Origin of the sequence: Paractinoplanes aksuensis, from assembly GCF_024137025.1 — a bacterium.
GTDB classification, from domain to species: Bacteria; Actinomycetota; Actinomycetes; order Mycobacteriales; family Micromonosporaceae; genus Actinoplanes; species Actinoplanes aksuensis.
This window is the reverse complement of record NZ_JAMYJR010000014.1, coordinates 25,640-48,169: the sequence shown is the minus strand read 5'-3', so window position 1 is coordinate 48,169 and position 22,530 is coordinate 25,640. Positions and strand designations below refer to the sequence as shown.

General features: G+C 70.3%; 22 protein-coding genes. 13 read left to right on the top strand and 9 right to left on the bottom strand.

From position 1 onward, the window contains the following. Positions 1 to 66 precede the first annotated feature (66 nt). From dprA to M1L60_RS14990, 3 genes are read right to left on the bottom strand one after another with little or no spacing between them, the layout of a single operon-like run. Complete coding sequence (gene dprA / locus M1L60_RS15000) at positions 67 to 1,239, bottom strand: DNA-processing protein DprA (RefSeq protein WP_253238029.1); 1,173 nt, start codon at positions 1,237 to 1,239, stop codon at positions 67 to 69. Then, entirely contained in the window at positions 1,229 to 2,755 is a 1,527-nt protein-coding gene (locus M1L60_RS14995) for a YifB family Mg chelatase-like AAA ATPase (protein ID WP_253238028.1), read from the bottom strand. Before M1L60_RS14995 ends, dprA begins: the two co-directional genes overlap by 11 nt. Positions 2,756 to 2,766: 11 nt before the next feature. Continuing rightward, positions 2,767 to 3,126, bottom strand: coding sequence for a YraN family protein (locus M1L60_RS14990; RefSeq protein ID WP_253238027.1), 360 nt, complete (start codon positions 3,124 to 3,126; stop codon positions 2,767 to 2,769). Positions 3,127 to 3,282: 156 nt separating this feature from the next. On the opposite strand from M1L60_RS14990, the gene M1L60_RS14985 reads away from it, so the two are divergent. From M1L60_RS14985 to M1L60_RS14950, 8 genes are all read left to right on the top strand, one after another. Then, positions 3,283 to 3,918, top strand: a complete 636-nt coding sequence (locus tag M1L60_RS14985; RefSeq protein ID WP_253238026.1) for a hypothetical protein — start codon at positions 3,283 to 3,285, stop codon at positions 3,916 to 3,918. 229 nt (positions 3,919 to 4,147) lie between these two features. Continuing rightward, positions 4,148 to 5,032, top strand: a complete 885-nt coding sequence (gene rpsB, locus M1L60_RS14980; protein ID WP_253238025.1) for a 30S ribosomal protein S2 — start codon at positions 4,148 to 4,150, stop codon at positions 5,030 to 5,032. Between the two features lie 32 nt (positions 5,033 to 5,064). Continuing rightward, on the top strand, positions 5,065 to 5,895 hold the full coding sequence (gene tsf, locus M1L60_RS14975) for a translation elongation factor Ts (RefSeq protein WP_253238024.1): 831 nt from the start codon (positions 5,065 to 5,067) through the stop codon (positions 5,893 to 5,895). 100 nt (positions 5,896 to 5,995) lie between these two features. Beyond that, positions 5,996 to 6,757 carry a UMP kinase gene (gene pyrH / locus M1L60_RS14970; protein ID WP_253238023.1) on the top strand — a complete coding sequence of 254 codons (762 nt, stop codon included), beginning with the start codon at positions 5,996 to 5,998 and terminating at the stop codon, positions 6,755 to 6,757. A 44-nt stretch (positions 6,758 to 6,801) separates the two neighbouring features. After that, on the top strand, positions 6,802 to 7,359 hold the full coding sequence (gene frr / locus M1L60_RS14965) for a ribosome recycling factor (protein WP_253238022.1): 558 nt from the start codon (positions 6,802 to 6,804) through the stop codon (positions 7,357 to 7,359). Beyond that, positions 7,359 to 8,339 (top strand): phosphatidate cytidylyltransferase, encoded by a 981-nt coding sequence (locus M1L60_RS14960; RefSeq protein WP_438862109.1) that lies wholly within the window; start codon positions 7,359 to 7,361, stop codon positions 8,337 to 8,339. The genes frr and M1L60_RS14960 overlap by 1 nt, the downstream gene beginning before the upstream one ends. Before the next feature lie 40 nt (positions 8,340 to 8,379). After that, a complete protein-coding gene (rlmN, locus tag M1L60_RS14955; protein WP_253238021.1) occupies positions 8,380 to 9,558 on the top strand; it encodes a dual-specificity RNA methyltransferase RlmN in 1,179 nt (392 codons plus the stop codon). A gap of 37 nt (positions 9,559 to 9,595) precedes the next feature. Then, positions 9,596 to 10,693, top strand: a complete 1,098-nt coding sequence (locus M1L60_RS14950; protein WP_253238020.1) for a DivIVA domain-containing protein — start codon at positions 9,596 to 9,598, stop codon at positions 10,691 to 10,693. Between the two features lie 55 nt (positions 10,694 to 10,748). Here M1L60_RS14950 and M1L60_RS14945 read toward each other — a convergent pair whose 3' ends face one another. Next, on the bottom strand, positions 10,749 to 10,982 hold the full coding sequence (locus tag M1L60_RS14945) for a DUF2631 domain-containing protein (protein WP_253238019.1): 234 nt from the start codon (positions 10,980 to 10,982) through the stop codon (positions 10,749 to 10,751). A gap of 126 nt (positions 10,983 to 11,108) precedes the next feature. On the opposite strand from M1L60_RS14945, the gene M1L60_RS14940 reads away from it, so the two are divergent. Next, positions 11,109 to 12,659: a Rieske 2Fe-2S domain-containing protein gene (locus M1L60_RS14940; RefSeq protein ID WP_253238018.1), complete on the top strand. Its 1,551-nt coding sequence runs from the start codon at positions 11,109 to 11,111 to the stop codon at positions 12,657 to 12,659. A 35-nt stretch (positions 12,660 to 12,694) separates the two neighbouring features. Here M1L60_RS14940 and M1L60_RS14935 read toward each other — a convergent pair whose 3' ends face one another. Together M1L60_RS14935 and M1L60_RS14930 are read right to left on the bottom strand one after the other, a co-directional pair. Next, the gene (locus M1L60_RS14935) at positions 12,695 to 14,287 is read right to left on the bottom strand and encodes a phytoene desaturase family protein (RefSeq protein WP_253238017.1); all 1,593 of its coding nucleotides are present in this window, start codon (positions 14,285 to 14,287) and stop codon (positions 12,695 to 12,697) included. A 65-nt stretch (positions 14,288 to 14,352) separates the two neighbouring features. Then, positions 14,353 to 15,180: a YhjD/YihY/BrkB family envelope integrity protein gene (locus tag M1L60_RS14930; protein WP_253238016.1), complete on the bottom strand. Its 828-nt coding sequence runs from the start codon at positions 15,178 to 15,180 to the stop codon at positions 14,353 to 14,355. A 61-nt stretch (positions 15,181 to 15,241) separates the two neighbouring features. On the opposite strand from M1L60_RS14930, the gene dxr reads away from it, so the two are divergent. Genes dxr through ispG form a run of 3 tightly spaced genes read left to right on the top strand, consistent with a single transcriptional unit; the run spans position 15,242 to position 18,895 of the window. After that, the gene (gene dxr / locus M1L60_RS14925) at positions 15,242 to 16,450 is read left to right on the top strand and encodes a 1-deoxy-D-xylulose-5-phosphate reductoisomerase (protein WP_253238111.1); all 1,209 of its coding nucleotides are present in this window, start codon (positions 15,242 to 15,244) and stop codon (positions 16,448 to 16,450) included. Next, on the top strand, positions 16,450 to 17,715 hold the full coding sequence (locus tag M1L60_RS14920; protein ID WP_253238015.1) for a M50 family metallopeptidase: 1,266 nt from the start codon (positions 16,450 to 16,452) through the stop codon (positions 17,713 to 17,715). Before dxr ends, M1L60_RS14920 begins: the two co-directional genes overlap by 1 nt. 7 nt (positions 17,716 to 17,722) lie before the next feature. Further along, positions 17,723 to 18,895, top strand: coding sequence for a flavodoxin-dependent (E)-4-hydroxy-3-methylbut-2-enyl-diphosphate synthase (gene ispG, locus M1L60_RS14915; protein ID WP_253238014.1), 1,173 nt, complete (start codon positions 17,723 to 17,725; stop codon positions 18,893 to 18,895). 132 nt (positions 18,896 to 19,027) lie between these two features. Here the strand turns inward: ispG and M1L60_RS14910 are convergent, their stop codons facing one another. Continuing rightward, positions 19,028 to 19,867, bottom strand: coding sequence for a GNAT family N-acetyltransferase (locus tag M1L60_RS14910; RefSeq protein WP_253238013.1), 840 nt, complete (start codon positions 19,865 to 19,867; stop codon positions 19,028 to 19,030). Positions 19,868 to 19,992: 125 nt separating this feature from the next. Here M1L60_RS14910 and M1L60_RS14905 point away from each other — a divergent pair, with 125 nt between their 5' ends. Further along, positions 19,993 to 20,583, top strand: coding sequence for a PadR family transcriptional regulator (locus M1L60_RS14905; protein WP_253238012.1), 591 nt, complete (start codon positions 19,993 to 19,995; stop codon positions 20,581 to 20,583). Between the two features lie 131 nt (positions 20,584 to 20,714). Here the strand turns inward: M1L60_RS14905 and M1L60_RS47570 are convergent, their stop codons facing one another. Then, the gene (locus M1L60_RS47570) at positions 20,715 to 21,353 is read right to left on the bottom strand and encodes a CG0192-related protein (RefSeq protein WP_274622882.1); all 639 of its coding nucleotides are present in this window, start codon (positions 21,351 to 21,353) and stop codon (positions 20,715 to 20,717) included. Positions 21,354 to 21,448: 95 nt separating this feature from the next. Continuing rightward, the gene (locus M1L60_RS14890; protein ID WP_253238110.1) at positions 21,449 to 22,411 is read right to left on the bottom strand and encodes an LLM class F420-dependent oxidoreductase; all 963 of its coding nucleotides are present in this window, start codon (positions 22,409 to 22,411) and stop codon (positions 21,449 to 21,451) included. Between the last annotated feature and the right edge of the window lie 119 nt (positions 22,412 to 22,530).

Below are 22,530 nucleotides of genomic sequence, written 5' to 3'. Positions count from 1 at the left end.
GGGCGCGTCAGCGCCCGGCGCCACGGGCGACCGCGAGGCGCCCGCCTTTGTGCTGCCCATGAACGGTCACCGTCCTTTCCGGCTGAGGGCGATCCCGGTGTCCCGGCGGTCGATCAGCCCGCTCAGCTCCAGCAGGGACAGTCGCCGCAGCACAGTTCGCAGCCCGAGCCCGGCTTTGACCGCCAGTTCTTCCGGTGTGGCCGTCCCGCGGCGGGGCACGGCCTCGAGCACCAGGGCCGACTCCTCGTCGAGCCCGTCGCGCCGATGCTCGGGTCCGCGGGCCGGGTCGCTCTGGTACTCGCCGATGCGGCCCACGGCTTCGAGCACCTGGGACACGTCGGTGACCAGCGTCGCGTCTGGCCGCTCGCGCAGCAGCGTGTGGCACCCGACCGACATGGCCGACGTGACCGGCCCCGGCACCACCATCGCGGGCCGCCCCAGCGCCAGCACCCGGCCCATGGTCTGGATCGCCCCGCTGCGCGCCGCCGCCTCGACCAGCACAGTGCCTGCCGTGGCGGCCGCGATGACCCGGTTCCGGATCAGGAAGCGGTGGCGCAGCGGCGCCGTGCCCGGTGGCCACTCGCTGATGAGCAGCCCGGACTCGGCGATCTGCTCGAACATCGCGGAATTGCCCACCGGATAGGGCCGGTCGACCCCGCAGGCCAGCACGGCCACCGTCCGCCCGCCGGCCGCGACCGCCGCCCGGTGCGCCGCCGCGTCGATCCCGAACGCACCGCCCGACACGACCGTCCAGTCGTGCGAGGCCAGCCCGTACGCGATCTCCTTCGTCACATGAACGCCGTAGCTGGACGCCGCCCGGGCCCCCACCACCCCGACCGACCGGGCCAGCGCCTCGCCCAGCGACCACGACCCGCGCACCCAGAAGCACAACGGCGGCCGCACATCGGTATTGATCCGCGTCGGAGCGTCGTCGAGGTGCAGGGTGGCCAGCGCCGCCACCCGTTGCGGCCACTCCGCGTCGGACGGCACGACGATCCGCGCCCCCAGCCGCTCGGCCCGCCGCAGGGTCAGGTCGGCCAGCCGCTGGGGGTCGATCTTGGCCGCCTTGGCCAGCGCGGATGCCCGCAGCGGACCGTCCTCGACGTCGCCGCGCAGCAGCCGGTGCAACGTCGCCGCCGCGCCGCCCTCTTGCACCAGGGCCCACACCGCGCGGTTGCCCGGCTCGGCCAGCCAGGTGAGCGCGACCCGGGCCGCACGGTCGTCGTCGTCAGCGGACATGGCTCTCTCCCATTCGCAGCTGGATGGCCTCGCCGACCTCGGCCCGGCCCGGCCGGTCGCGTCCGTCGAGGTCGGCGATCGTCCAGGCCAGCCGCAACACCCTGTCGAAGCCGCGGGCCGAGAGCAGTCCCTTGTCGAGGGACTCGCGCAGGTCGGCGGTGTCGGCGGGGGGCAGCCGCCACGGCGTCCGGCGCAGCACCGGCCCGGGCACCTCGGCGTTGAGCCCCCACCCGCCGTCCGACCAGCGTCTCGCCGCGGCCGCCCGGGCCTGGGCCACCCGCGCGGCGATCTCGGCCGACGAGGTGGCGGGCTCGGTGGACGTGGTCAGCTGAGCGGCGGTCAGCGGCGCGAGGGTGAGCCGGATGTCGATGCGGTCGAGCAGCGGCCCGGACAACTTGGCCAGGTAGCGCCGCCGCACCGCCGGCGCGCACGTGCAGTGCTGGTCGCCGGCCGGGCTCGCACATGGACAAGGATTGGCTGCCAGCACAAGTTGCACGCGGGCCGGGAACTCGGTGGTGCCCCGGGAGCGGGCCAGCACCACCCGGCCCGTCTCCAGCGGTTGTCGCAGCGCCTGCAGCGTCGCCGACGGAATCTCGGCCGCCTCGTCGAGGAACAGCACGCCCCGGTGAGCGAGCGAGAGCGCCCCGGGCCGGGCCAGCCCGCTGCCCCCGCCGACGAGAGCCGCGGACGAAGCCGTGTGGTGGGGCGCCTGGAACGGCGGGCGGCGGACCAACCGGCCGTTCGGCGGCAGCACCCCGGCGATCGACTGCAGGGCGGTCACCTCGAGCGCCGCGGCGTCGTCGAGTTCGGGCAGGATCGTGGGCAGGCGTTCGGCCAGCATGGTCTTGCCTGCCCCGGGCGCCCCGAACAGCGCCAGGTGGTGCCCGCCCGCGGCGGCGACCTCCAAGCCGTAACGGCCCATCTCTTGCCCGGCCACATCGGCCAGGTCGGGGCCGGGCGGCGGGGGCGCGTCGTCGGACGGCGGCGGGTCGAGCAGGGCGACACCGTCGCGAACGTAGTCGACCAGCCGGCGCAGGCTGTCGACCGCCTCGACCGTCATGCCCGGCACGACCGTGGCCTCGCGGGCGTTGGCCAGCGGCACGATCACCCGGCGCAGCCCGGCCCCGGCCGCCGCGGCCACCATCGGCAGCACCCCGCGCACCGGTCGTACAGCGCCGTCGAGCCCGAGCTCGCCCAGCAGCACCACGCCGTCGAGCGCAGCCGACGGCAGCTCACCGGCGCTGGCGAGCATGGCCACAGCCATCGCCAGGTCAAATGCGCTGCCGTGTTTGGGCAGCGCGGCCGGCAGCAGGTTCACCGTGATCCGGCGGTTGGGCCAGACCTGGCCGGAGTTGACCACGGCCGCCCGCACCCGGTCGCGGGCCTCGTGCAGGGCCGTGTCGGGCAGGCCGGTCAGCACGACGGCGGGCAGGCCGGGGGACAGGTCGGCCTCGACCTCGACCACGTGCCCGGTCACGCCGACCAGGCCGACGCTCAGGACGCGCGCGTAGCTCATCGCGGGCCCGGTCAGAACGCCGCGCGGATGTGGGTGACCTGCCCGGCGCCCTCGGCCGGCACGAGCACCTCGACCACGTCGAAACGGATCTCGCGCGGGTGCACGCCCGCCTCGGCCAGCCACCGGAGCGCCAGTTGCCGCAGCTTGCGCACCTTGCGATGGGTGACTGCAGCCGCCGGTGGGCCGAATTGGTCGCCGCGCCGCGTCTTCACTTCGCAGAACACGATGTCGAAACCGTCGCGCAGCACCAGGTCGACCTCGCCGTCGGCGCAGCGCCAGTTCCGGTCGAGGATCACGAGGCCCTGCCCCTGGAGGTGCTGGGCCGCGACCCGTTCGCCGTACGCGCCTACCGCCTGCCGTTGCGTCGTCATGGCGCACAACCTGGTCCGCCGGCCCCGGTCCCGCACCCGGTCCGCCCCCGGATCTGTGGACAGAGCGCAACTGTGGAAAACCGCTGTGTCACCGTCCAGGTGTGTTATGCGCCCAGCGGTGGCGTCCGTGTCCTCAGTCACTTAAGTTGCGAGATCGTGGAAGGACGCCGCTACGCCGATGACGCCGAGCCCAGCTGGTATTCCGGGCCCGGCCAGTACCCCCGTACGCCCGAGTCCGAAGTTTCGGGTTCGATCCCGGCCAACCCGTACGACTCCGGTATCCACGAACGGCCCAGCGGCGCGTTCCGGCTCCCGGATCAGCGGGCGGCCGCGACGACCGGCAGCCATGCGCGCCCGGCCGAGCCGGAAGTGCGGGTTCCCGTACGCGGAACCGAGTACCCGACGATCCGGCCCACCGCCGACGTGGTCCCCGCGACCCCCGAGCCGATGGCCGAGCCGACCGCCCTGGTCCCACCCGTGGCCCCGGAGCGGAAGGAGAAGGTCTATCAGACCCGGCGCCCGGTTACGTCCATCATCGTGGCCGTCGTCATGGTCGTCCTGATGATCCCGGTTGTCCGGTTACTGTTCGACGCCACCTTCACCGGCGACCCGAACGCCCGCGGTATCGTCCCCGCCGTGCTGCTCACGCTCGGCTTCACGCTGACCGGCATCGGGTTGTACTCCGTGGCCCGCAGCGGCCCGGTCGCGCGCGAGGCCTGGCTGCGGCCCCCGGTGGCGTACCTCCCGGCGGGTTTGATCCTGCTGATCGCGGCCGGTCTGGCGGTGGCCTGACCGCGGACAGGGGTCCGGCGAAGCTTGGCGTATGCTGGTTGACGGCGACCGCCTCGTGCGGTCGACCTCGCGTGCCCTCTGTCAGGTCCCTTCCGTCGCGGAACGGGGCCGGCAGCGACGGCCCTCCCTGGTCTCGATCATCTCGGGTCCGACCGTGGCCGCCGACCGGGCACCAGGACGCTTGCCGCCGGCGAGCGTGACAACCAGGGACCACAGGGAGTAACCCACCATGGCCGTCGTGACCATGCGTCAGCTGCTGGAGAGCGGTGTCCACTTCGGGCACCAGACCCGGCGCTGGAACCCGAAGATGAAGCGCTTCATCTTCACCGAGCGTAACGGCATCTACATCATCGACCTGCGCCAGACGCTCGACTACATCGAGAAGGCGTACGCGTACGTGCGGGACACCGTCGCCGAGGGTGGCCACATCCTCTTCGTCGGCACCAAGAAGCAGGCGCAGGAGGCCATCGCCGAGCAGGCGACGCGGGTCGGCCAGCCGTACGTGAACCACCGCTGGCTGGGCGGCATGCTCACCAACTTCCAGACCGTTTACAAGCGGCTCCAGCGCATGAAGGAGCTCGAGGCTCTGGGTGACCTGAGCGGCACCGCCGCCGGGTACACCAAGAAGGAGACCCTCCAGCTCTTCCGCGAGAAGACCAAGCTCACCAAGACCCTCGGTGGCCTCCGGGACATGACCAAGACGCCGTCGGCGATCTGGGTCGTGGACACCAAGAAGGAGCACATCGCGGTCGACGAGGCCCGCAAGCTGGGCATCCCGGTCATCGCGGTGCTGGACACCAACTGTGACCCGGACGAGGTCGACTTCCCGATCCCGGGCAACGACGACGCGATCCGCTCGGCCGAGCTGCTGACCAAGGTCATCGCGGCCGCCGTGGCCGACGGTCTGATCGCCCGTTCCGGCCGTGGCCGGGGTGGCGCCGACGAGAAGCCCGAGCCGGGCACCGTCGCCGCCGGCGAGCCGCTGCCCGAGTGGGAGCGCGACCTGTACGAGGGGGCCGAGAAGAAGGCGGCCGACGCGCCCGCCGCTGAGGCTCCCGCCACCGAGGCGCCCGCGGCCGAGCCCGTGCCGGCCGCCGCGGCTCCCGCCGAGTAATTCTCCGACGAAGCTGACATCGAGAGAGAGTCATGGCTAACTACACCGCCGCGGACGTCAAGAAGCTCCGCGACCTGACCGGTGCCGGCATGATGGACTGCAAGAAGGCGCTCGAGGAGGCGGCCGGCGACTTCGACCAGGCCGTCGAGCTCCTCCGCATCAAGGGCGCCAAGGACGTCGGCAAGCGGGCCGGCCGCACCGCGGCCAACGGCATCGTCGCCCACTCCGGCCACGCGCTGCTCGAGCTCAACTGCGAGACCGACTTCGTCGCCAAGACCCCCGACTTCGTCGCGCTGGGTCAGCAGCTGGTCGAGCTCGGCGAGCAGAGCAAGGTCGCCGACGCCGCCGCCCTGCTGGCCGCCACGCTGCCCGACGGCAAGACGGTCGCCGACACGGTCCAGGAATACTCCGCGAAGATCGGCGAGAAGATCGTCGTGAACCGCTTCGTGATCCTGGACGGCACCGTCGCTGTGTACCTGCACCGCAAGGCGCAGGACCTGCCGCCGCAGGTCGGCGTCCTGGTGGAGTACACCGGGAAGTCGGACGAGGCCGCCGACGCGGACGCCCGCGGCATCGGCATGCAGGCCGCCGCGATGCGCCCGCGCTACCTCACCCGCGAGGAGGTGCCGGCCGACGTCGTCGAGTCCGAGCGCCGCATCGCCGAGGAGACGGCCAAGGAGGAGGGCAAGCCCGAGAAGGCCCTGCCCAAGATCGTGGAGGGCCGGGTGAACTCCTTCTTCAAGGACTTCGTCCTGCTCGAGCAGGCGTCGGTCGTCGACAACAAGAAGACCGTCAAGCAGGTCGCGGACGAGGCCGGGCTGACAATCACCCGGTTCGTCCGGTTCGAGGTCGGCCAGGAGTAAGCGGGCCGCCTGTGAGGCAAGGGAGGCCGGGTACGCGATTCTGCGTCCGGCCTCCTTCTCCCATAAGGTCTCTGCTGAACATGAAGGGAAGGCGGGTCTCATGACGTTGGTGACCGAGCAGGCAGTGGCGGTTGACGATCCGACCCCGCCGCCCACACGGCCGCGCCGGGTCGTGCTGAAACTCTCCGGTGAGGTGTTCGGCGGCGGCGCCGTGGGCGTCGACCCCGACATCGTGCAGGGCATCGCCCGGCAGATCGCCACCGTCATCCGGCGGGGCATCCAGGTCGCCGTGGTGGTCGGCGGCGGCAATTTCTTCCGCGGCGCCGAGCTGCAGAAGCGCGGCATGGACCGCAACCGCGCCGACTACATGGGCATGCTCGGCACGGTCATGAACGCCCTGGCCCTCCAGGACTTCCTGGAGAAGGAGGGCGTCGAGACCCGCGTGCAGACCGCCATCACGATGGCCCAGGTCGCCGAGCCCTACATCCCGCTGCGTGCCATTCGTCACCTCGAGAAGGGGCGCTGCGTCATCTTCGGCGCCGGCGCCGGCATGCCGTACTTCTCCACCGACACCGTCACCGCCCAGCGCGCGCTCGAGATCCACGCGGACGTCGTGCTGATGAGCAAGAACGGTGTCGACGGCGTCTACAGCGCCGACCCCCGCATCGACCCCGAGGCCAAGAAGCTCGACCGTCTCACCTTCCAGGATGTGATCCAGCAGGGCCTCCGGGTGGCTGACCAGGCCGCTTTCAGCCTCTGCGAGGAGAACAACCTGCCCATGCTGGTCTTCGGTGCCCAGGGCGACGACACCATCGTCCGCGCGGTCAGCGGCGAACGAATCGGCACCCTGATCACTGCGTAAGCCACCCGTCCCCACCGAAGAAAGCAAGGAGGCGAGAAGAGCCGGTGATCGACGAGACCCTCTTCGAGGCCGAAGAGAAGATGGAGAGCGCGGTCGAGCACGCCAAGGAGGAGTTCGCCGCGATCCGCACCGGGCGAGCCACCCCCGCGATGTTCTCCAAGATCGTGGTGGACTACTACGGCGCGCCCACGCCGGTGACGCAGATGGCCTCCGTCGGCATTCCGGAGCCGCGCATGGTCATCGTCAAGCCCTACGACGCGTCCCAGCTCGGCTCCATCGAGCGGGCGATCCGCGACTCGGACCTCGGGGTCAACCCCAACAACGAGGGCACCCAGCTGCGCATCCACCTGCCGCAGATGACCGAGGAACGCCGCCGCGAAATGGTCAAGGTCGCGCGCAGCAAGGCGGAGGAGGGCCGGGTGGCCATCCGCAACGTCCGCCGCAAGGCCAAGGAGCAGCTGGACAAGCTGGTCAAGGACGGCGACGCGGGCGAGGACGACGGCCGCCGCGCCGAGAAGGAACTCGACGACACCACGCACAAGTACGTGGCGAACGTCGACGAGCTCCTCAAGCACAAGGAAGCCGAGCTGCTCGAAGTCTGATGTCCTACCTCGATCCGCGTGCCGGGCAGAGCGCCGGCGACGACACCACCGTGCCGGCCTGGCACGCGGGCGAGGACGCCCAGACCAGCCAGCTTCCCCTGGTCCCCACTCCCGCGCCCACCCCCACGACCGAGCAGAAACCCGGCAAACGTCGCGCCGGCGGCCGCGCCGGGCGGAACCTCCCGGCCGCCATCGGCGTCGGGGTCGGCCTGGTCCTGACGGTCCTGATCTCGCTGGTCATCTGGCCCGACGCCTTCCTCGGCGTCATCGCCGTCGCCTCCGCCGTCGGCGTCTACGAGATGGTTCGCGCGCTGCGCGCCTCGGGCGCCGACGCCCCGTTGATCCCGTTGATCGCCGGCTCGCTGCTGATGGTCGGCCTGGCCTGGTACGACGGCGCCGACGCGCTGCTGCTCGGCCTGCTGGTGACGATCGCCGCATCGGTGATCTGGCGCATAGCCGACGGCGCCGCCGCGTTCCGCCGCGACCTGGTGGCCAGCGTCATGATCGCGATTTACGTGCCGTTCCTGCTCAGCTTCGGTGTGCTGCTGCAGCTGCCGGATGCGGGCGAGGACGGCCGCTGGCGGGTCTTGTGCACCCTGCTCGCCGTTGTGCTGTCCGACACCGGTGGTTATGCCGTCGGCGTCTTTTTCGGCAAGCACAAGATGGCTCCCTCGATCAGCCCCGGCAAGACCTGGGAGGGTTTCGCCGGCTCGGTGCTCTCGGCCGCCATCGGCAGCTCGCTGCTCCTGTACTACCTGCTCGAGATCCCGTTCTACTGGGGCCTGCTCTTCGGCGCTCTCCTGTCGATGGTCGCGGTCGCCGGTGACCTGGCCGAATCCATGCTCAAGCGTGATCTCGGCCTGAAGGACATGAGTAACCTGCTGCCCGGTCACGGCGGCCTCATGGACCGCCTCGACTCGATCCTTTTCGCCGTTCCCACCGCCTACCTGTTGTTCGCCCTGATCGGCGCGAACACGTGAACGGCGCGCATTACGGCCAGCGTGCGAGACTGGTTGTGCCATGACGATTCTTCCGGTCATCCCGACCAGCCCCGACCAGCCCGACGCGGTCGCCGTGCGGCGCCGTCCGTCGATGCCCCCGCGTCACCTCGCCGACCTCGACCTCGCGGCCCGCAAGACGGCGGTGACCACGCTCGGCGAGCCCGCGTTCCGGGCCAAGCAGCTGTCGACCCACTACTTCGGCCGGCTCGTCCGCGACATCGACGAGATGACCGACCTGCCGGCCGCGACCCGGGCCCGGCTCACCGACGACCTGCTGCCCACGCTGCTCACCCCCGTACGGGAAATGGCCTGCGACGACGGCGCGACGCGCAAGACGCTGTGGCGTCTGCACGACGGCGCGCTGGTGGAAAGTGTCCTGATGGGCTACCCCGATCGGGTGACGGCCTGTGTGTCGAGCCAGGCCGGCTGCGGCATGGCCTGCCCGTTCTGCGCCACCGGCCAGCAGGGCCTGACCCGCAACCTGTCCGTGGCCGAGATCGTCGACCAGGTGGTCTATCTGGCCGGCGTGGCGGCGAGCGGCGCGGTCACCGGCTCCCCGCCGCGGCTGTCGCGCGTGGTCTTCATGGGCATGGGCGAGCCGCTGGCCAACTACCCCCGCGTGATCGAGGCGGTGCGCCGCCTCACCACTCCGGCCCCCGAGGGTCTGGGACTTTCGCAACGGCACATCACCGTCTCCACCGTGGGTCTGGTGCCCGCGATGCGCCGTCTGACGGCGGAAGACCTCAACGTGACTCTTGCGCTGTCCCTGCATGCCCCCGATGATGATCTGCGCGATGAGCTAGTGCCCGTGAATCAACGCTGGAAGGTGGCCGAGGTGCTCGATGCCGCGTTCGAGTACGCGGCCCGGACCGGACGCCGGATCTCGATCGAGTACGCCCTGATCAGGGACGTCAACGATCAGCCCTGGCGCGCCGACCTTCTCGGCAAGCTTCTGCGCGGCAAGCTGGCGCATGTGAATCTGATCCCGCTGAACCCGACCCCGGGCAGCAAGTGGGATGCGAGCCCGAAACCGGTCGAGCGCGAGTTCGTCCGCCGGCTACGCGAGACCGGGGTGTCGACGACGGTTCGCGACACCCGGGGCCGCGAGATCGACGGCGCTTGCGGCCAGCTGGCCGCGGGCGAGCTCACGGAGGCGAGCGCTGGGGGCGCCGCACCCGACGCGGAGGTGGCACAGTGACTGGGCACAGGTCCCAGCGAGCGGAGTGGGAGACGTTGTGACGAGTCAGGGGCAACGTTTCCGGCGGCGTGCGTTGCGCCGCGGCTACAAGGTCGACGAGGTCGACTCCTTCCTCGACCGCGTCGAGGCCACCCTGGCCGGTGAGCAGGTGGGGCCGCCCGTCGGCGCCCAGGAGGTCCACGACGTCGTCTTCCGTGTGCGCTTCGGCGGCTACGACGAGTGGCAGGTCGACCTGCACCTCGACCGGGTCGAGCGGCAGCTGGCCGAGCTCGAGGACCGCGGCGGCCGTGGCGCGCCCGCGCCCGACCCGATGCGCGACTCACTGCGCGGTGGCCTGTCCACCGGCACCTTCGGCGGTGGCCGCGAGCAGGGCGGCCTGGGCGCGGCGATGAGCGGTGGCGGCGGTGGCGGCCGGATGGCCCCGCCGACCGAGCGCCTGCCCGCCCCGCCGATCCGCGACGACCGCTTCCAGCAGCAGGGCCCGCCGCCGCGGGGTCAGATGCAGCCCGACCCGTACGGTGGTGGCCGCTACGACGAGCCGACCGGCTACGGCCAGCCGCAACAGCCCCAGTTGCCGCAGCGCCCGACCCAGCCGCCGCCGGCCTACGACCGTGACCCCCGCGGTTACGACCAGGGCTACGACAACACGGGTGGCTTCGAGACGCCGACCGGCTTCGACGGCTTCGAGGCGGGCCGGCACGGCAAGACCGACATGACGGCCGAGATCCGCATGCCCCAGCGCGAGCAGCAAGATCCGCGCGGCGGCTACGGCGGCCCACCCATGGGCGGCCCACCGATGGGCAACGCCCCGATGAGCGGCCCGCCCGGCGGCTACGGCGGCCCGCCCCAGCCCCAGCTGCCCCCGCCCATGGGCGAGCCGGGTGGCGAGCTCTACCGGGTCGACCAGCTGCGGCGTACGTTCCAGCCGCGGCGCTTCGGCAGCGGCTACGACCCGGCGCAGGTCGACCGGCTGTTCGAGGGCATCCTGCAGGCGATGACGGGTCGCGGCCCGATGCCGGTGCCCGAGAACGACCTCGACATGCTGCAGTTCGGTCTGGTCTCCGGCGGCTACTTCGAGGCCGAGGTGGATGCCGCCCTGCGTGAGGTGAAAGACATCCTGACCCGTCGGCGCTGACCACGGACATGGAAAAGGCCCGCGACTCGCGGGCCTTTTTCGTGCGCTCGGGCGTTCAGTGGTCTTCGGGACGCAGACCGTTGCGCCGCAGGATGCTGTCGACGACGACCGCGCCGACCAGGCCGAGCGCGAACACGACGAGCCAGATGTTCTCGGTGTTGCCCTCGTGGTTGCCCCAGAAGAAGGCCAGCAGCAGGACGGCGCAGATGATGGCGCCCTTCCGTCCGCGCTTGCGGTTGCCCGGCTTGAGCTGGTCCGGGGCATACACCGGTTCTTGATCGGCAGCCACGCCTAGGTCCTTCCTCCACAGGGCGATCTATCGCGTCCAGTTTCGCACGACGCCTCCGCGCGCGGCCCACCAACCCGGACCCGGTACCTTCGATGCGGTCGGGTTCTTGGATCGAGGGAGTAAACGGTGCGGATCACAGGCACTGGACACGCGAGCATGCGGATCGACACCGCCGCCGGCAGCATTCTGTGCGATCCGTGGGTCAACCCCGCGTATTTCGCATCATGGTTCCCATTCCCCGACAATTCGCTGCTGGACTGGGAGACGCTGGGCGACGTCGACTACCTCTACGTGTCGCACCTGCACCGCGACCACTTCGACGCCGAGCACCTGAAGCGCTTCATCAGCAAGAAGGCGACGGTGCTCCTGCCCGAGTACCCGACCAGCCAGCTCGAGGACGAGCTGCGCGAGCTGGGCTTCACCAGCTTCTTCAAGACCAAGTCGGACGAGGTGCACGAGCTCGACGGCGGTCTCAAGGTGATGATCCAGGCGCTGATCAGCCCCACCGACGGCCCGATCGGCGACTCGTCGCTGTGGGTCGAGCACGACGGCGTCCGGGTGCTCAACCAGAACGACGCCCGCCCGACCGACCTCACCCGGTTCAACGAGCTGGGCCACGTGCACGCCCACATGCTGCAGTTCTCGGGCGCGATCTGGTACCCGATGGTCTACGAGCTGCCCCAGGCGGCCAAGACGGCCTTCGGCAAGCAGAAACGAGACCGCCAGTTCGACCGCACCTGGCGCTACATCGACGACCTGAAGGCCGACCACGTCTTCCCGATCGCCGGGCCGCCTTGCTTCCTCGACGACTCGCTCTGGCAGTTCAACGACATCTTCGGTGACGAAGGCAACATCTTCCCCGACCAGTCGGTCTTCATGTCGGAATACGCGAAGGTGGGCGGTACGAACGGGATCGTTCTGCTTCCGGGCAGCGTCACCTCGCTCACCGACAAATCCGCCGAAACAACGCACCCGACCGATGTCGACGAGTTTTTCGCCGACAAGCAGGCCCATCTCGAAGAGATGCGGGAGCGTAAGGCCCCGATCATCGCGGCTGAGAAGGCGTCGTGGCGGCACCCCGAGATCGATGTGCTGGGGGAGATGAAGAAGCGGATCGAGCCGCTGCTCGAAGAGTCGATCTACATGGCTCAGGGGGTGGGTGGGCCGGTTCGGTTCGATCTGACCGACGGGTTCGGGCCTGATGGGGAGGTTGTCGAGTCGATCGTTGTCGACTTCCCGGGGAAGCAGGTTCGGCCCTATGCCGATGAGAAGGTGCGGTACCGGTTCAAGACTGGGCGGGCGCTGATCGAGCACCTGATGTACATCGATGAGGGTGACTGGGTCAACTCGCTGTTCCTCAGTTGTCGCTTCTCGGCGGCTCGGATCGGGCAGTACAACGAGTTCGTGTACGCGTTCTTCAAGTGTTTGAGTGAAGAGCGGTTGCAGTACGCGGAGGGTTGGTACGACGAGCACGAGAAGGCTGTGGAGGCCGAGGACACGGTTCTGGGGGATTGGACCGTGCAGCGGCGGTGTCCGCACCTCAAGGCAGACTTGAGCCGGTTCGGGATCGTGGACGGCAATGTGCTGACCTGTCAGTTGCACGGGTGGAAGTTCGACCTGCCGTCGGGGCGGTGTCTCACCAGCGTTGGGCACAAGATCCGGGCTTCGAAGGACTGAGACCTCGGGGCGCTGCCCCGAACCCCGGCTATCGCTCAGGCGAGGTCTTTGATGATCCTCTTCGCTGCGTTGTGGCCGGCGGCGCCGATGACGCTGCCTGCTGGGTGGGCGCCGGCTGAGCCTGCGTAGAGGCCGTCGAGGCCGGTGAAGTAGGGCATGCGTTCGTTGAAGGCGACCGTGTTGTCCACGTGGTGGATGTGGCCGCCGGTGATGCCGAAGTGTTGTTCGATGCCGGGTGGGGTGAGCGGCATCATGTCGACGACCAGTTCGCGGGTGCCGGGGGCGTAGCGCTCGCAGATATCGAGCAGCTTGTCGATGTAACCCGGCAGCTCGGCGTCCCAGGTCGAACCCGCGGGCTCGTACGGGACTGATTGCACGAACAGAGCCGACGAGTGATTCCCAGCGGCGTCCTGCAACGACGGGTCGACTGTCGTGTGCAGGTACCACTCGATGGTTGGCTCCTCAGGCAGGCGGCCGGCCTGGACGTCGGCCCACATGCCCCGCAGCGCAGCCATCGGCGAATCGGTGCCCGCCACCCCCGCCAGCCCGGCCGAGCCCGGCAGCAGGTGAATGGTCGACCCGAACGGTGACGCCGTGCCCGGCGGCAGGCAGCTGAACGTCGGCAGCCCACGAAGGGCCAGATTGAGCTTCATCGTCGTGCCCGTGCGCTTGACCGCCGCCATCCGCTCGGTCAGCGCCGACGGCAGCGCTCCGGACGGAACCAGGGACATCAGCTGGTACGGGTCACACGAGCCCAGCACGACCCGCGCCCCGATCGAGCGCCCGTCAGCCAGCACGACCCCGCTGGCCGCCCCACCGTCGACGGTGACCGCCGATACCGGCGTACCCGTCAGGATCTGCGCCCCAGCCGCCCGCGCGGCATCGGCGAAGATGCGGGTGACCGTGCCCATGCCGCCCTCGGCGATCATCCACGTGCCGTCTGAGCCAGGTAGGCGGCACATGTTGTGGGCGAGGAAGTTGTTGCCCGTGCCGGGGTCGTCGGGGCCCGCGTTCAGGCCGGACAGGCCGTCCGTCACGGCGTACATGCTCATCAGCAGTTCGCTCTTGAAGCCGAACCGTGCCAAGTAGTCGGCCACCGAGCCGCGCACCAGGTCGATGAACGTGCTCTGCAGCTGGGGGCGGATGAAGCGGTCGGCCGTCTCTTCGACGCTGCCGGGCTCTTGCAGCCAGGCGGGGGCCAGGTCGGCCCGCAGCGCGCCGATCTCGACCGCCAGTTGCTCGTCGGCGGCGACGTCGCGGGGCGAGAAGAAGTGGGCGAGCTGGTCGCGGGTGGCGGCGTGGTCGCGGCCGAACAGCAGGTAGGGCGAGCCGGCGGGGCCCGGCGTGGGCAGAAAGTAGTGCGGGTCGCGGCGCAGCACGGGAATGGTCACGTCGAGCGTGCGCAGCAGTTCGGGCGGCATCAGGCCCAGCAGGTAGGAGCCGGTCGACTGGCCGAGGCCGGGTGCTTTCGCGAACGGGTGCTCGGTGCGCGCGGCGCCGCCGATCACCTCGGACGCCTCGAGGACGACGACGCTCAGGCCGGCGCGGGCGAGCAGGACGGCGGAGACGAGGCCGTTGTGGCCCGCTCCGATGATCACTACGTCGGACCGGGCGGGGAGGGTGGTCATGACGACTGAGGGTAGCGCGCGTGAACGTGATGTTTCCTCAACTGTTCGTACGTGAAAAAGTCAGTTCAGGATTCACGTCGGGTCTGGAAGGCGCTGGCGCTGCGGGTGGCGGCGTAGCCGGCCAGCACGATCACGTGGAACAGGTAGAGCCACAGGCCCACGGCCACCGTGCCGCCGATCTCGTCGAACCCGCCGAAGGGGGCGCCGAGGTTGATGGGGAGCGCGCAGAAGAGCACGAAGCCGTGCAGGAACCCGGAGAGGTTGGCCGCGGTGAACGACCCCACGAGGACGGTTGACAGCCAGCGCGGGCGGCCCGGCGCCACGTACCGGTAGACCCAGATCACCACCGGCGTGAGGACCAGCCAGGCGGCCAGGAACGACAGGACCACCCCGAGTACGGAGTACCAGCCCCCGCGGACCCAGAGCGCACTGGTCGACGGCAGCGCCAGGAACATGGCCAGCAGCAGGGCGGGCGCCGCGGCGAGCAACGGCAACCACAGCAGGCGGCCGCGCCAGCCGACCAGGGGCTCGCTGCCGGGCGTGCGCAAGGACACGAACGCCCGGCGCAGTCCTTCGCCGTAGAGGGTCGCCGGCAGCAGGCTGGCCAGCGCGAACAGCGGCGTCAGCTGCAACCCGGCCTCGATGAGCGCCGACAGGGCCTGCGGCGCCCCGATCGCGTCCGGCAGCGCCGCGATGGTGTGCCCGGTGAGCCGCCGCACCCGGTCGGCCCCGGCGATCCACCCGGTTATCCACACGGCCAGCAGGGCGATCGGCACCACCGCGATCCCGGCGTAGAACGTGACCGCGGCCGCGTGCAGCGCCAGGTCCCGGCCCTTCAGGGGCTGGAACGGCGCACTCACGACCCGGCGCGCCCGCGCCACCCATTCCGGCATGGTCATCTCCATACCCAGTTGTCCACAGGCCGACGCGGGCCGATGGCGGGCATCCGGGAAGATGGGCGGCATGCGCGACCTCGTACTGCTCGGCTCGACCGGGTCCATCGGCACCCAGGCCATCGACATCGTGCGCCGCAACCCGGAAAGCTTCCGCGTGGTGGCCCTGGGCGCGGGCGGGGGCAACGTCGAGTTGCTCGCCGCGCAGGCGCTCGAGCAGGCCGTCGACGTGGTCGGGGTGGCCCGGTCCAGCGTCGTCCAAGACCTGCAGCTCGCCTTCTACGCCGAGGCCCAGCGCCGGGGCTGGGCCACCGGCGACTTCAAGCTGCCCCGGATCGTGGCCGGGCCCGACGCGATGACCGAGCTCGCCCGCCAACCCTGTGACGTGGTGCTCAACGGCGTGGTCGGCAGCCTTGGGCTGGCGCCCACCCTGGCCGCGCTCGAAGAGGGCCGCATTCTGGCCCTGGCCAACAAAGAGTCGCTGGTCGCCGGTGGGCCGCTCGTGCGCCGGATCGCCAAGGACGGGCAGATCGTCCCGGTCGACTCCGAGCACTCGGCGCTGGCCCAGTGCCTGCGCGGCGGCTCGGCGGCCGAGGTGCGCCGGCTCGTGCTGACCGCCAGCGGGGGCGCCTTCCGGGGCCGCCGGCGCGAGGAGCTGACGAACGTCACACCGGACGACGCGCTCAAGCACCCCACGTGGGACATGGGCCCGGTCGTCACGATCAACACGGCCACGATGGTGAACAAGGGGCTCGAGGTGATCGAGGCGCACGAGTTGTTCGCGGTGCCCTACGACGACATCGAGGTGATGGTGCACCCGCAGTCGGTGCTGCACTCGATGGTCGAGTTCACCGACGGCTCCACGCTGGCCCAGGCCAGCCCGCCCGACATGCGCCTGCCGATCGCGCTCGCGCTGGCCTGGCCCGACCGGGTGCCGGGGGCGGCGGCCGGCGTCGACTGGCGTGAGGCCCACAACTGGGAGCTCCGGCCGCTCGACGACGAGGCGTTCCCGGCCGTACGCCTGGCCAAGCACGCCGGTCGCACCGGGCACTGCCTGCCGGCCGTCTACAACGCCGCCAACGAGGAGTGTGTGGCCGCTTTCGTCGCCGGTCGGCTACCTTTTCTGGGCATCGTCGACACGTTGGAGCGGGTCCTCGAGGCGGCTCCCGGATTTGCCGAGCCGAGTACCGTCGAAGAGGTGCTCGCCGCCGAGTCATGGGCGCGGACCCAGGCGCAGCAGATGATCGCTACGGCGGTAAAGGGAGCTTGATGTACTACTGGCTGGGATTCGCCGCGTTCGCGCTGGCCATCCTGATCTCGGTGAGTCTGCACGAGCTGGGCCACATGATCACGGCCAAACGCTTCGGCATGAAGGTCACCAAGTACTTCGTCGGCTTCGGCCCGACGATCTTCTCGTTCCACCGCGGCGAGACGGAGTACGGCCTCAAGCTGATCCCGCTCGGCGGATTCTGCAAGATCGTCGGCATGACGCCGCAGGACGACGACGTCGCCCCGGAGGACCAGCCCCGCGCCATGTGGCGGTTCCCGGTGTGGAAGCGGACGGTCGTCATGTCGGCCGGCTCGATCACCCACTTCCTGCTGGCCGCGGTGGCCGCCTGGTTCGTCGCGATCTCGATCGGCCTGCCCAACACCGCGTACCCGCAGACGAACGCCGACCAGGCCAAGGAAAAGCCGGTCATCACGATCAGCGAGTGCACCTGGATCGACATCCCGACCACACAGCAGGACTGCGTGGTCGGGCAGAACGGCGGGGTCGCGGGCCCGGCCTACGCGGCCGGTCTGCGCGACGGCGACCTGATCACCCAGGTCGGCGATCGCCGCATCGGCAACTACGGCGACCTCACCGAGGCTGTCCGTGCCCTGCCCGCGGGCCAGGTTCCCTTCCGGTACGAGCGGAACGGCGTCGCCGGCACGGCCGAGGTCACCCTGGTCGCGGCCCAGCGCAAGCCGATCACCGACGACGACGGCCCGACCAGCACGGTCTCGGTGGCCGGCATCGGGTGGGACTTCCGCAGCCTGCCGACCCAGATCAAGTACAACGCGGCCGAGGCGTTCCCGGCGACCGCCGACTACGGCTGGTTCCTGTTCAAGAACACGTTCGAGGCCATGAAGCGGATCCCCGACAAGATCCCGGCGCTCTGGCACTCGATCACCGGCAGCGAGCGTGACCCCGAGACCCCGATCAGCGTGATCGGCGCCAGCCGGCTCGGCGGCGAGGCCTTCCAGCACGGCGTGCCCGAGCTGTTCCTCAACGTCTTCATCTCGCTCAACGTGTTCATCGGCATCTTCAACCTGCTGCCGCTGCTCCCGCTCGACGGCGGTCACATCGCGATCGCCTGGTACGAACGGGTGCGCTCGTGGCTCTACTCCCGGTTGCGTAAACCCGACCCGGGCCGTGTCGACTACTACAAGCTGATGCCTGTCACCTACGCAGTCATCCTGATTGGCGGTGTGTTCACTTTGCTGACCGCCACCGCTGACATCATCAACCCGATCACGATCTTCAACAGGTGATGCGAAAGTGACAGCGATCAGTCTCGGTATGCCGGCCGTGCCCCCGCCGCCGCTGGCCCCGCGCCGGCACAGCCGGCAGATCATGGTGGGCAACGTGCCGGTCGGTGGCGGCGCCCCGGTCAGCGTGCAGTCGATGACGACCACCCTGACCTCCGACATCAACGCCACGCTGCAGCAGATCGCCGAGCTCACCGCCTCGGGCTGCCAGATCGTCCGCGTCGCCGTGCCGTCCCAGGACGACGTGCTGGCGCTGCCCGCGATCGCCAAGAAGTCGCAGATCCCGGTGATCGCCGACATCCACTTCCAGCCCAAGTACGTGTTCGCGGCGATCGACGCCGGCTGTGCGGCGGTCCGGGTCAACCCGGGCAACATCCGCCAGTTCGACGACAAGGTCAAAGAGATCGCCAAGGCGGCCGGTGACGCGGGCGTCCCGATCCGGATCGGCGTCAACGCGGGCTCGCTCGACAAGCGGCTGCTGCAGAAGTACGGCAAGGCCACGGCCGAGGCGCTGGTCGAGTCGGCGCTGTGGGAATGCTCGCTGTTCGAGGAGCACGGCTTCCGCGACATCAAGATCTCGGTCAAGCACAACGACCCGGTCGTGATGATCCGCGCCTACCGCCAGCTGGCCGAGCAGTGCGACTACCCGTTGCACCTCGGTGTGACCGAGGCCGGTCCGGCGTTCCAGGGCACGATCAAGAGCGCGGTGGCGTTCGGCGCGCTGCTGGCCGAGGGCATCGGCGACACGATCCGGGTGTCGCTGTCGGCCCCGCCGGTCGAAGAGATCAAGGTCGGTCAGGGCATCCTCGAGTCGCTGGGGCTGCGCGAGCGCGGCCTCGAGATCGTCTCGTGCCCGTCCTGCGGGCGGGCCCAGGTCGACGTCTACACGCTGGCCGAGCAGGTCACCGCCGCGCTCGAGGGCTTCCCGGTGCCGCTGCGGGTGGCCGTCATGGGCTGCGTCGTCAACGGGCCGGGCGAGGCGCGCGAGGCCGACCTGGGGGTCGCGTCCGGCAACGGCAAGGGCCAGATCTTCGTGAAGGGGCAGGTCATCAAGACCGTCCCCGAGTCGATCATCGTCGAGACGCTGGTCGAAGAGGCGCTGCGGCTGGCCGACGAGATGGGGGCCGAGCTGCCCGAGGAGCTGCGCGACCTGCTCCCCGGCCCGTCGGTCACCGTTCACTGACGTACGGCACGACGGAAGCCCCGCTTCGGCGGGGCTTCCCGCGTTTCCGGGCGCGTGCCGAGTAGTAGTAGCGGCGGGGACGAGCGTGCGGCTGAGCCCCGGTCGACCGGGGGCGGATCACACCGCGTACGTCTAAAAAAGGACCGTGGCGAACGAGCCGGCCGACACGAACCCGCACTTGGCGTAGACCCGCCGTGCTGCCGCGTTGTAGTCGTTGACATAGAGGCTCACTGTGGGTGACACACGTCGCAGGGCGTCGCGCACCACAGTGGCCATGGCCGGCGCGGCCAGACCGCGTCCCCGGAACTCCGGATCGACCCACACGCCCTGCACCTGCGTCGTGCGGTGGGTGACGATGGCCAGTTCGGCCTTGAACACGACCCGGTCGCCGACGAAGCGCGCGTACGCCCGCTTGCCCTTGACCAGCTCGGCGATGCGCCGCCGGTAGCCCCGCCCGCCGTCGTCGAGCAGCGGGGAGACACCGACCTCTTCGGTGTACATCGACACGGCCGCCGGGAACAGCGCGTCGACCTCGTTGGGCCGCACCAGCCGCACCTCGGGGTCGGGCGCGATCGACGGGTCGCGGTCGGCCACCAGCAGCGGCTGGTGGGGGCGGACGTCCCGGGCCCGGCCCCAATGGCCGCCCAGCCTGTCCCACAGATCGAGCACGGCGTCGGACCGCCCGATGATCGACGAGCAGATGCGCGGCTCGGAGCCCAGCACCTCGGCGAACGCCGCGGTCGCGGCCGGCGTGGAGCAGACCGGCACCAGATGCGCGCCGGACCAGACGATCGATTCGACGCGGCGGCCGGGGCCGTAGCCGAAGATCCGCCCGTCCGACCGCCACCAACTGAGCCCGTGCGCCGCCACCCGCTCGGCGATCTGGGCGCCGGCGTAGGGGTCGCGGTCGAGGACTCTCTCGACCTGCGCGCGCTCGGACTCACCGAGCTGGCGAATCGGCACCGTCAGCACAGGTATCACATTGCCAGATCCGCGACCGTCCACACCCGTCCGCAACCCCATCCCGAGAAGAATCACTTGTCGCCGAGCTATTGCCGATATATCGTCTAGCTATCGACAACAGATCGGAGATAGTCATGAGGGACTTCCATCACGGCCACCACGGCTTCCGTGCTCGCGGTTTCACCTTCCCGCCCGGGTTCCCCTTCGGCGGCCCCGGCGAAGGTGGCTTCGGCCCCGGCGGCCCGTTCGGTCCCGGCGGCGGGCGTGGTTCCCGGCGCGGCGGCCGCGGCTCCCGGCCCAACGTGCGCACCGCGGTGCTGGCGCTGCTGCTCGAGCGGCCCATGCACGGCTACGAGATGATCCAGGAGCTCGACTCCCGCACGAACGGCATCTGGCGGCCCAGCCCCGGCTCGGTCTACCCGACGCTGCAGCTGCTCGAGGACGAGGGCCTCATCGAGGCCGAGCCGTCCGGCGGCCGCAAGAGCTACCACCTGACCGACGCCGGCCGGGCCGAGGCCGAGACGGCGGCCGAGAACCCGCCGTGGGCGAGCATCGGTGACGACACGATGTCGCAGGTGCAGGATTTCCGCGATGCGGCGGTCGGCATCATGGGCGCGCTCAAGCAGGTCGGCTTCAACGGCACGCCCGAGCAGCGTCAGCGCGCTCTCGAGATCCTCAACGAGACCAAGCGCAAGCTGTACGCGATCCTCGCCGACGGCGAGTGAGGCGTTCGCAGCTACTACAAGTGAAGGCGGAAAGGCGCATTCCACGGGGGTGCGCCTTTTCTGCGTCTGGTTGGTCCCGCCACTCGGGGGGGCCTTGTGGCGGGAGCTCGGGGGACGGGGATGGGGTGGGGTCAGCGGGGATTGGCGAAGGCCAGGGCGATGGAGGCGGGCTGGCCGGGCCATGTTCCGAACAGGACGGCGCCGGGCGGGGAGACGGCGTGGTTGAGGACGCGGGGAACGGTCAGCGTGAGCTTGTCGGTCTCGATCACGGACGGGTCGGACGGGTCGGTGCTGAGGATCGAGGTCACGGCGCGGTGCTCGGCGAAATCGGTGGAGATGTTGCTGGTCGTGATGGCCATGCTGGGCTGCCGCGGCTCGAGGTGGCCGTCGACCTCCATGAATTCCTGGGCCTGGCCGCTGCCGGTGAGCAGGGCCTGGGCCAGCGCCTCGGCGTAGACCGGGTCGCCGGTGGCGTCGTACACCCAGCGGGTGCCCAGCGTCGAGTGCTCCATGGTGCCGATCAGCCACTCCTCGGCGCCCTCGACCGGGGCCCCGTGATAGGTCAGCGGCACCTGGTAGGTCAGCCCGGCACCCGCCGTGACCAGCAGGGTTTCGATGCCGACCTCGCCTTCGGGGTCGTCGAACCGGTAGGACGCCACCCGCTCGACCGGGGTGCCGGCCCCGCCCGCGTACCACGAGCGGCTCGGGAGCCACGCCGCCAGCAGTTCAACCTTGGTGGGACTCAGAGTCGCTTTGTGGATCAATGCCATGAGCGGCATCGTAGTTTCCCGGCGCCCGCCACGGGCAGCCGCTTTCCGGGCAGAATTGGTAGCGCTCCCACGCCAGGCCGACAATTCGGTCGGGGTCAGCGACCCAGGGCGGTCAGCAGGTCGAGGATCGCGGTCGTGTCGCCCGAGTCCAATGTGGGCGTGGACAGCAGGGCCATGGCCGGCACGGTGATGCCGGCCTCGACGTACGCCTCGACCTTGGCCCGGCACTCGGCCGGCGTGCCGTGCACGATCAGGTCGTCGACCACCTCGTCGGGGATGGCGGCCAGCGCGGCCTTGCGATCGCCGGACGACCAGGCCTGCCACATCGGGGTCAGCACCTCGTCGCGGCCCAGCCAGCGGTGGAACGCGGCGTAGGCCGGCACCGTGAGATAGGCCGCGATCATGCGGCGGCCCAGGCGGCGGGCGTGATCGGCGTCGTCGGTGGGGCAGACGAAGATCCGGGCGGCCACGTCGAAATCGGGCTTGTCGGTCTTGACCTCGGCCAGCGCGGTGTGCACGTCCCGGGCCGAGAGCCAGTTCAGGATCACGCCGTCGGCCTCGGCCGCGGCCAGCCGGAGCATGCCGGGGCGGAGCGCGGCCAGCAGGATCTGCGGGGGCGCGGCCGGTGGGCGTTCGAGGCGGAACCGGCGTACGGAAAAGGTCTCGAACTCGCCGTCGACGAGCTCGCCCGCGAGCGCCGGCCGCAGGAAGCGCAGCATGTCGCGGCTGCGCTGGAACGGCTCGGTGAACTCGGCGGCGTTCCAATCGCCGACCACCACGGGTGACGAGGCGCCGATGCCGAGCTGGAACCGGCCCGGCGCCGTCTCGGCCAGGGCGGCCGCGGTCATCGCGAGCAGGCCGGGGCCGCGGGTGAAGACGGGCGCGACCGCCGTGCCCAGCCGCAGGCCGGGCGCCCAGGCGGCGGCCAGGGTGAGCGGGGTGAACGCGTCCGAGCCGGCCACCTCGGAGGTCCAGAGGTCGGTGAAGCCGGCGCCGGCCAGCGTCCGGTAGACCTCGGCGTGCTCGGACAGCGGGATCCCGCTCAGCGGGACGGTCATGCCCCATCGCATCGACATGCCGATGATCCTGCCTGGCCGGGGAGGTGAGGTCCACCACCAAGGCGTGGCATCGATCCGTACCGGGGGTATGTTTTTGCACTGACCAGTCAGTTTAAATT

Coding starts and splice junctions, on each gene's coding strand:
- rlmN (WP_253238021.1), top strand. CDS start 8,380: ATGACGATTCTTCCGGTCATCCCGACCAGCCCCGACCAGCCCGACGCG.
- tsf (WP_253238024.1), top strand. CDS start 5,065: ATGGCTAACTACACCGCCGCGGACGTCAAGAAGCTCCGCGACCTGACC.
- dprA (WP_253238029.1), bottom strand. CDS start 1,239: ATGTCCGCTGACGACGACGACCGTGCGGCCCGGGTCGCGCTCACCTGG.
- dxr (WP_253238111.1), top strand. CDS start 15,242: ATGGGCGGCATGCGCGACCTCGTACTGCTCGGCTCGACCGGGTCCATC.
- M1L60_RS14920 (WP_253238015.1), top strand. CDS start 16,450: ATGTACTACTGGCTGGGATTCGCCGCGTTCGCGCTGGCCATCCTGATC.
- rpsB (WP_253238025.1), top strand. CDS start 4,148: ATGGCCGTCGTGACCATGCGTCAGCTGCTGGAGAGCGGTGTCCACTTC.
- M1L60_RS14890 (WP_253238110.1), bottom strand. CDS start 22,411: ATGACCGTCCCGCTGAGCGGGATCCCGCTGTCCGAGCACGCCGAGGTC.
- M1L60_RS14930 (WP_253238016.1), bottom strand. CDS start 15,180: ATGCCGGAATGGGTGGCGCGGGCGCGCCGGGTCGTGAGTGCGCCGTTC.
- M1L60_RS14935 (WP_253238017.1), bottom strand. CDS start 14,287: ATGACCACCCTCCCCGCCCGGTCCGACGTAGTGATCATCGGAGCGGGC.
- M1L60_RS14995 (WP_253238028.1), bottom strand. CDS start 2,755: ATGAGCTACGCGCGCGTCCTGAGCGTCGGCCTGGTCGGCGTGACCGGG.
- M1L60_RS14960 (WP_438862109.1), top strand. CDS start 7,359: ATGTCCTACCTCGATCCGCGTGCCGGGCAGAGCGCCGGCGACGACACC.
- M1L60_RS47570 (WP_274622882.1), bottom strand. CDS start 21,353: ATGGCATTGATCCACAAAGCGACTCTGAGTCCCACCAAGGTTGAACTG.
- M1L60_RS14990 (WP_253238027.1), bottom strand. CDS start 3,126: ATGACGACGCAACGGCAGGCGGTAGGCGCGTACGGCGAACGGGTCGCG.
- M1L60_RS14905 (WP_253238012.1), top strand. CDS start 19,993: ATGAGGGACTTCCATCACGGCCACCACGGCTTCCGTGCTCGCGGTTTC.
- pyrH (WP_253238023.1), top strand. CDS start 5,996: ATGACGTTGGTGACCGAGCAGGCAGTGGCGGTTGACGATCCGACCCCG.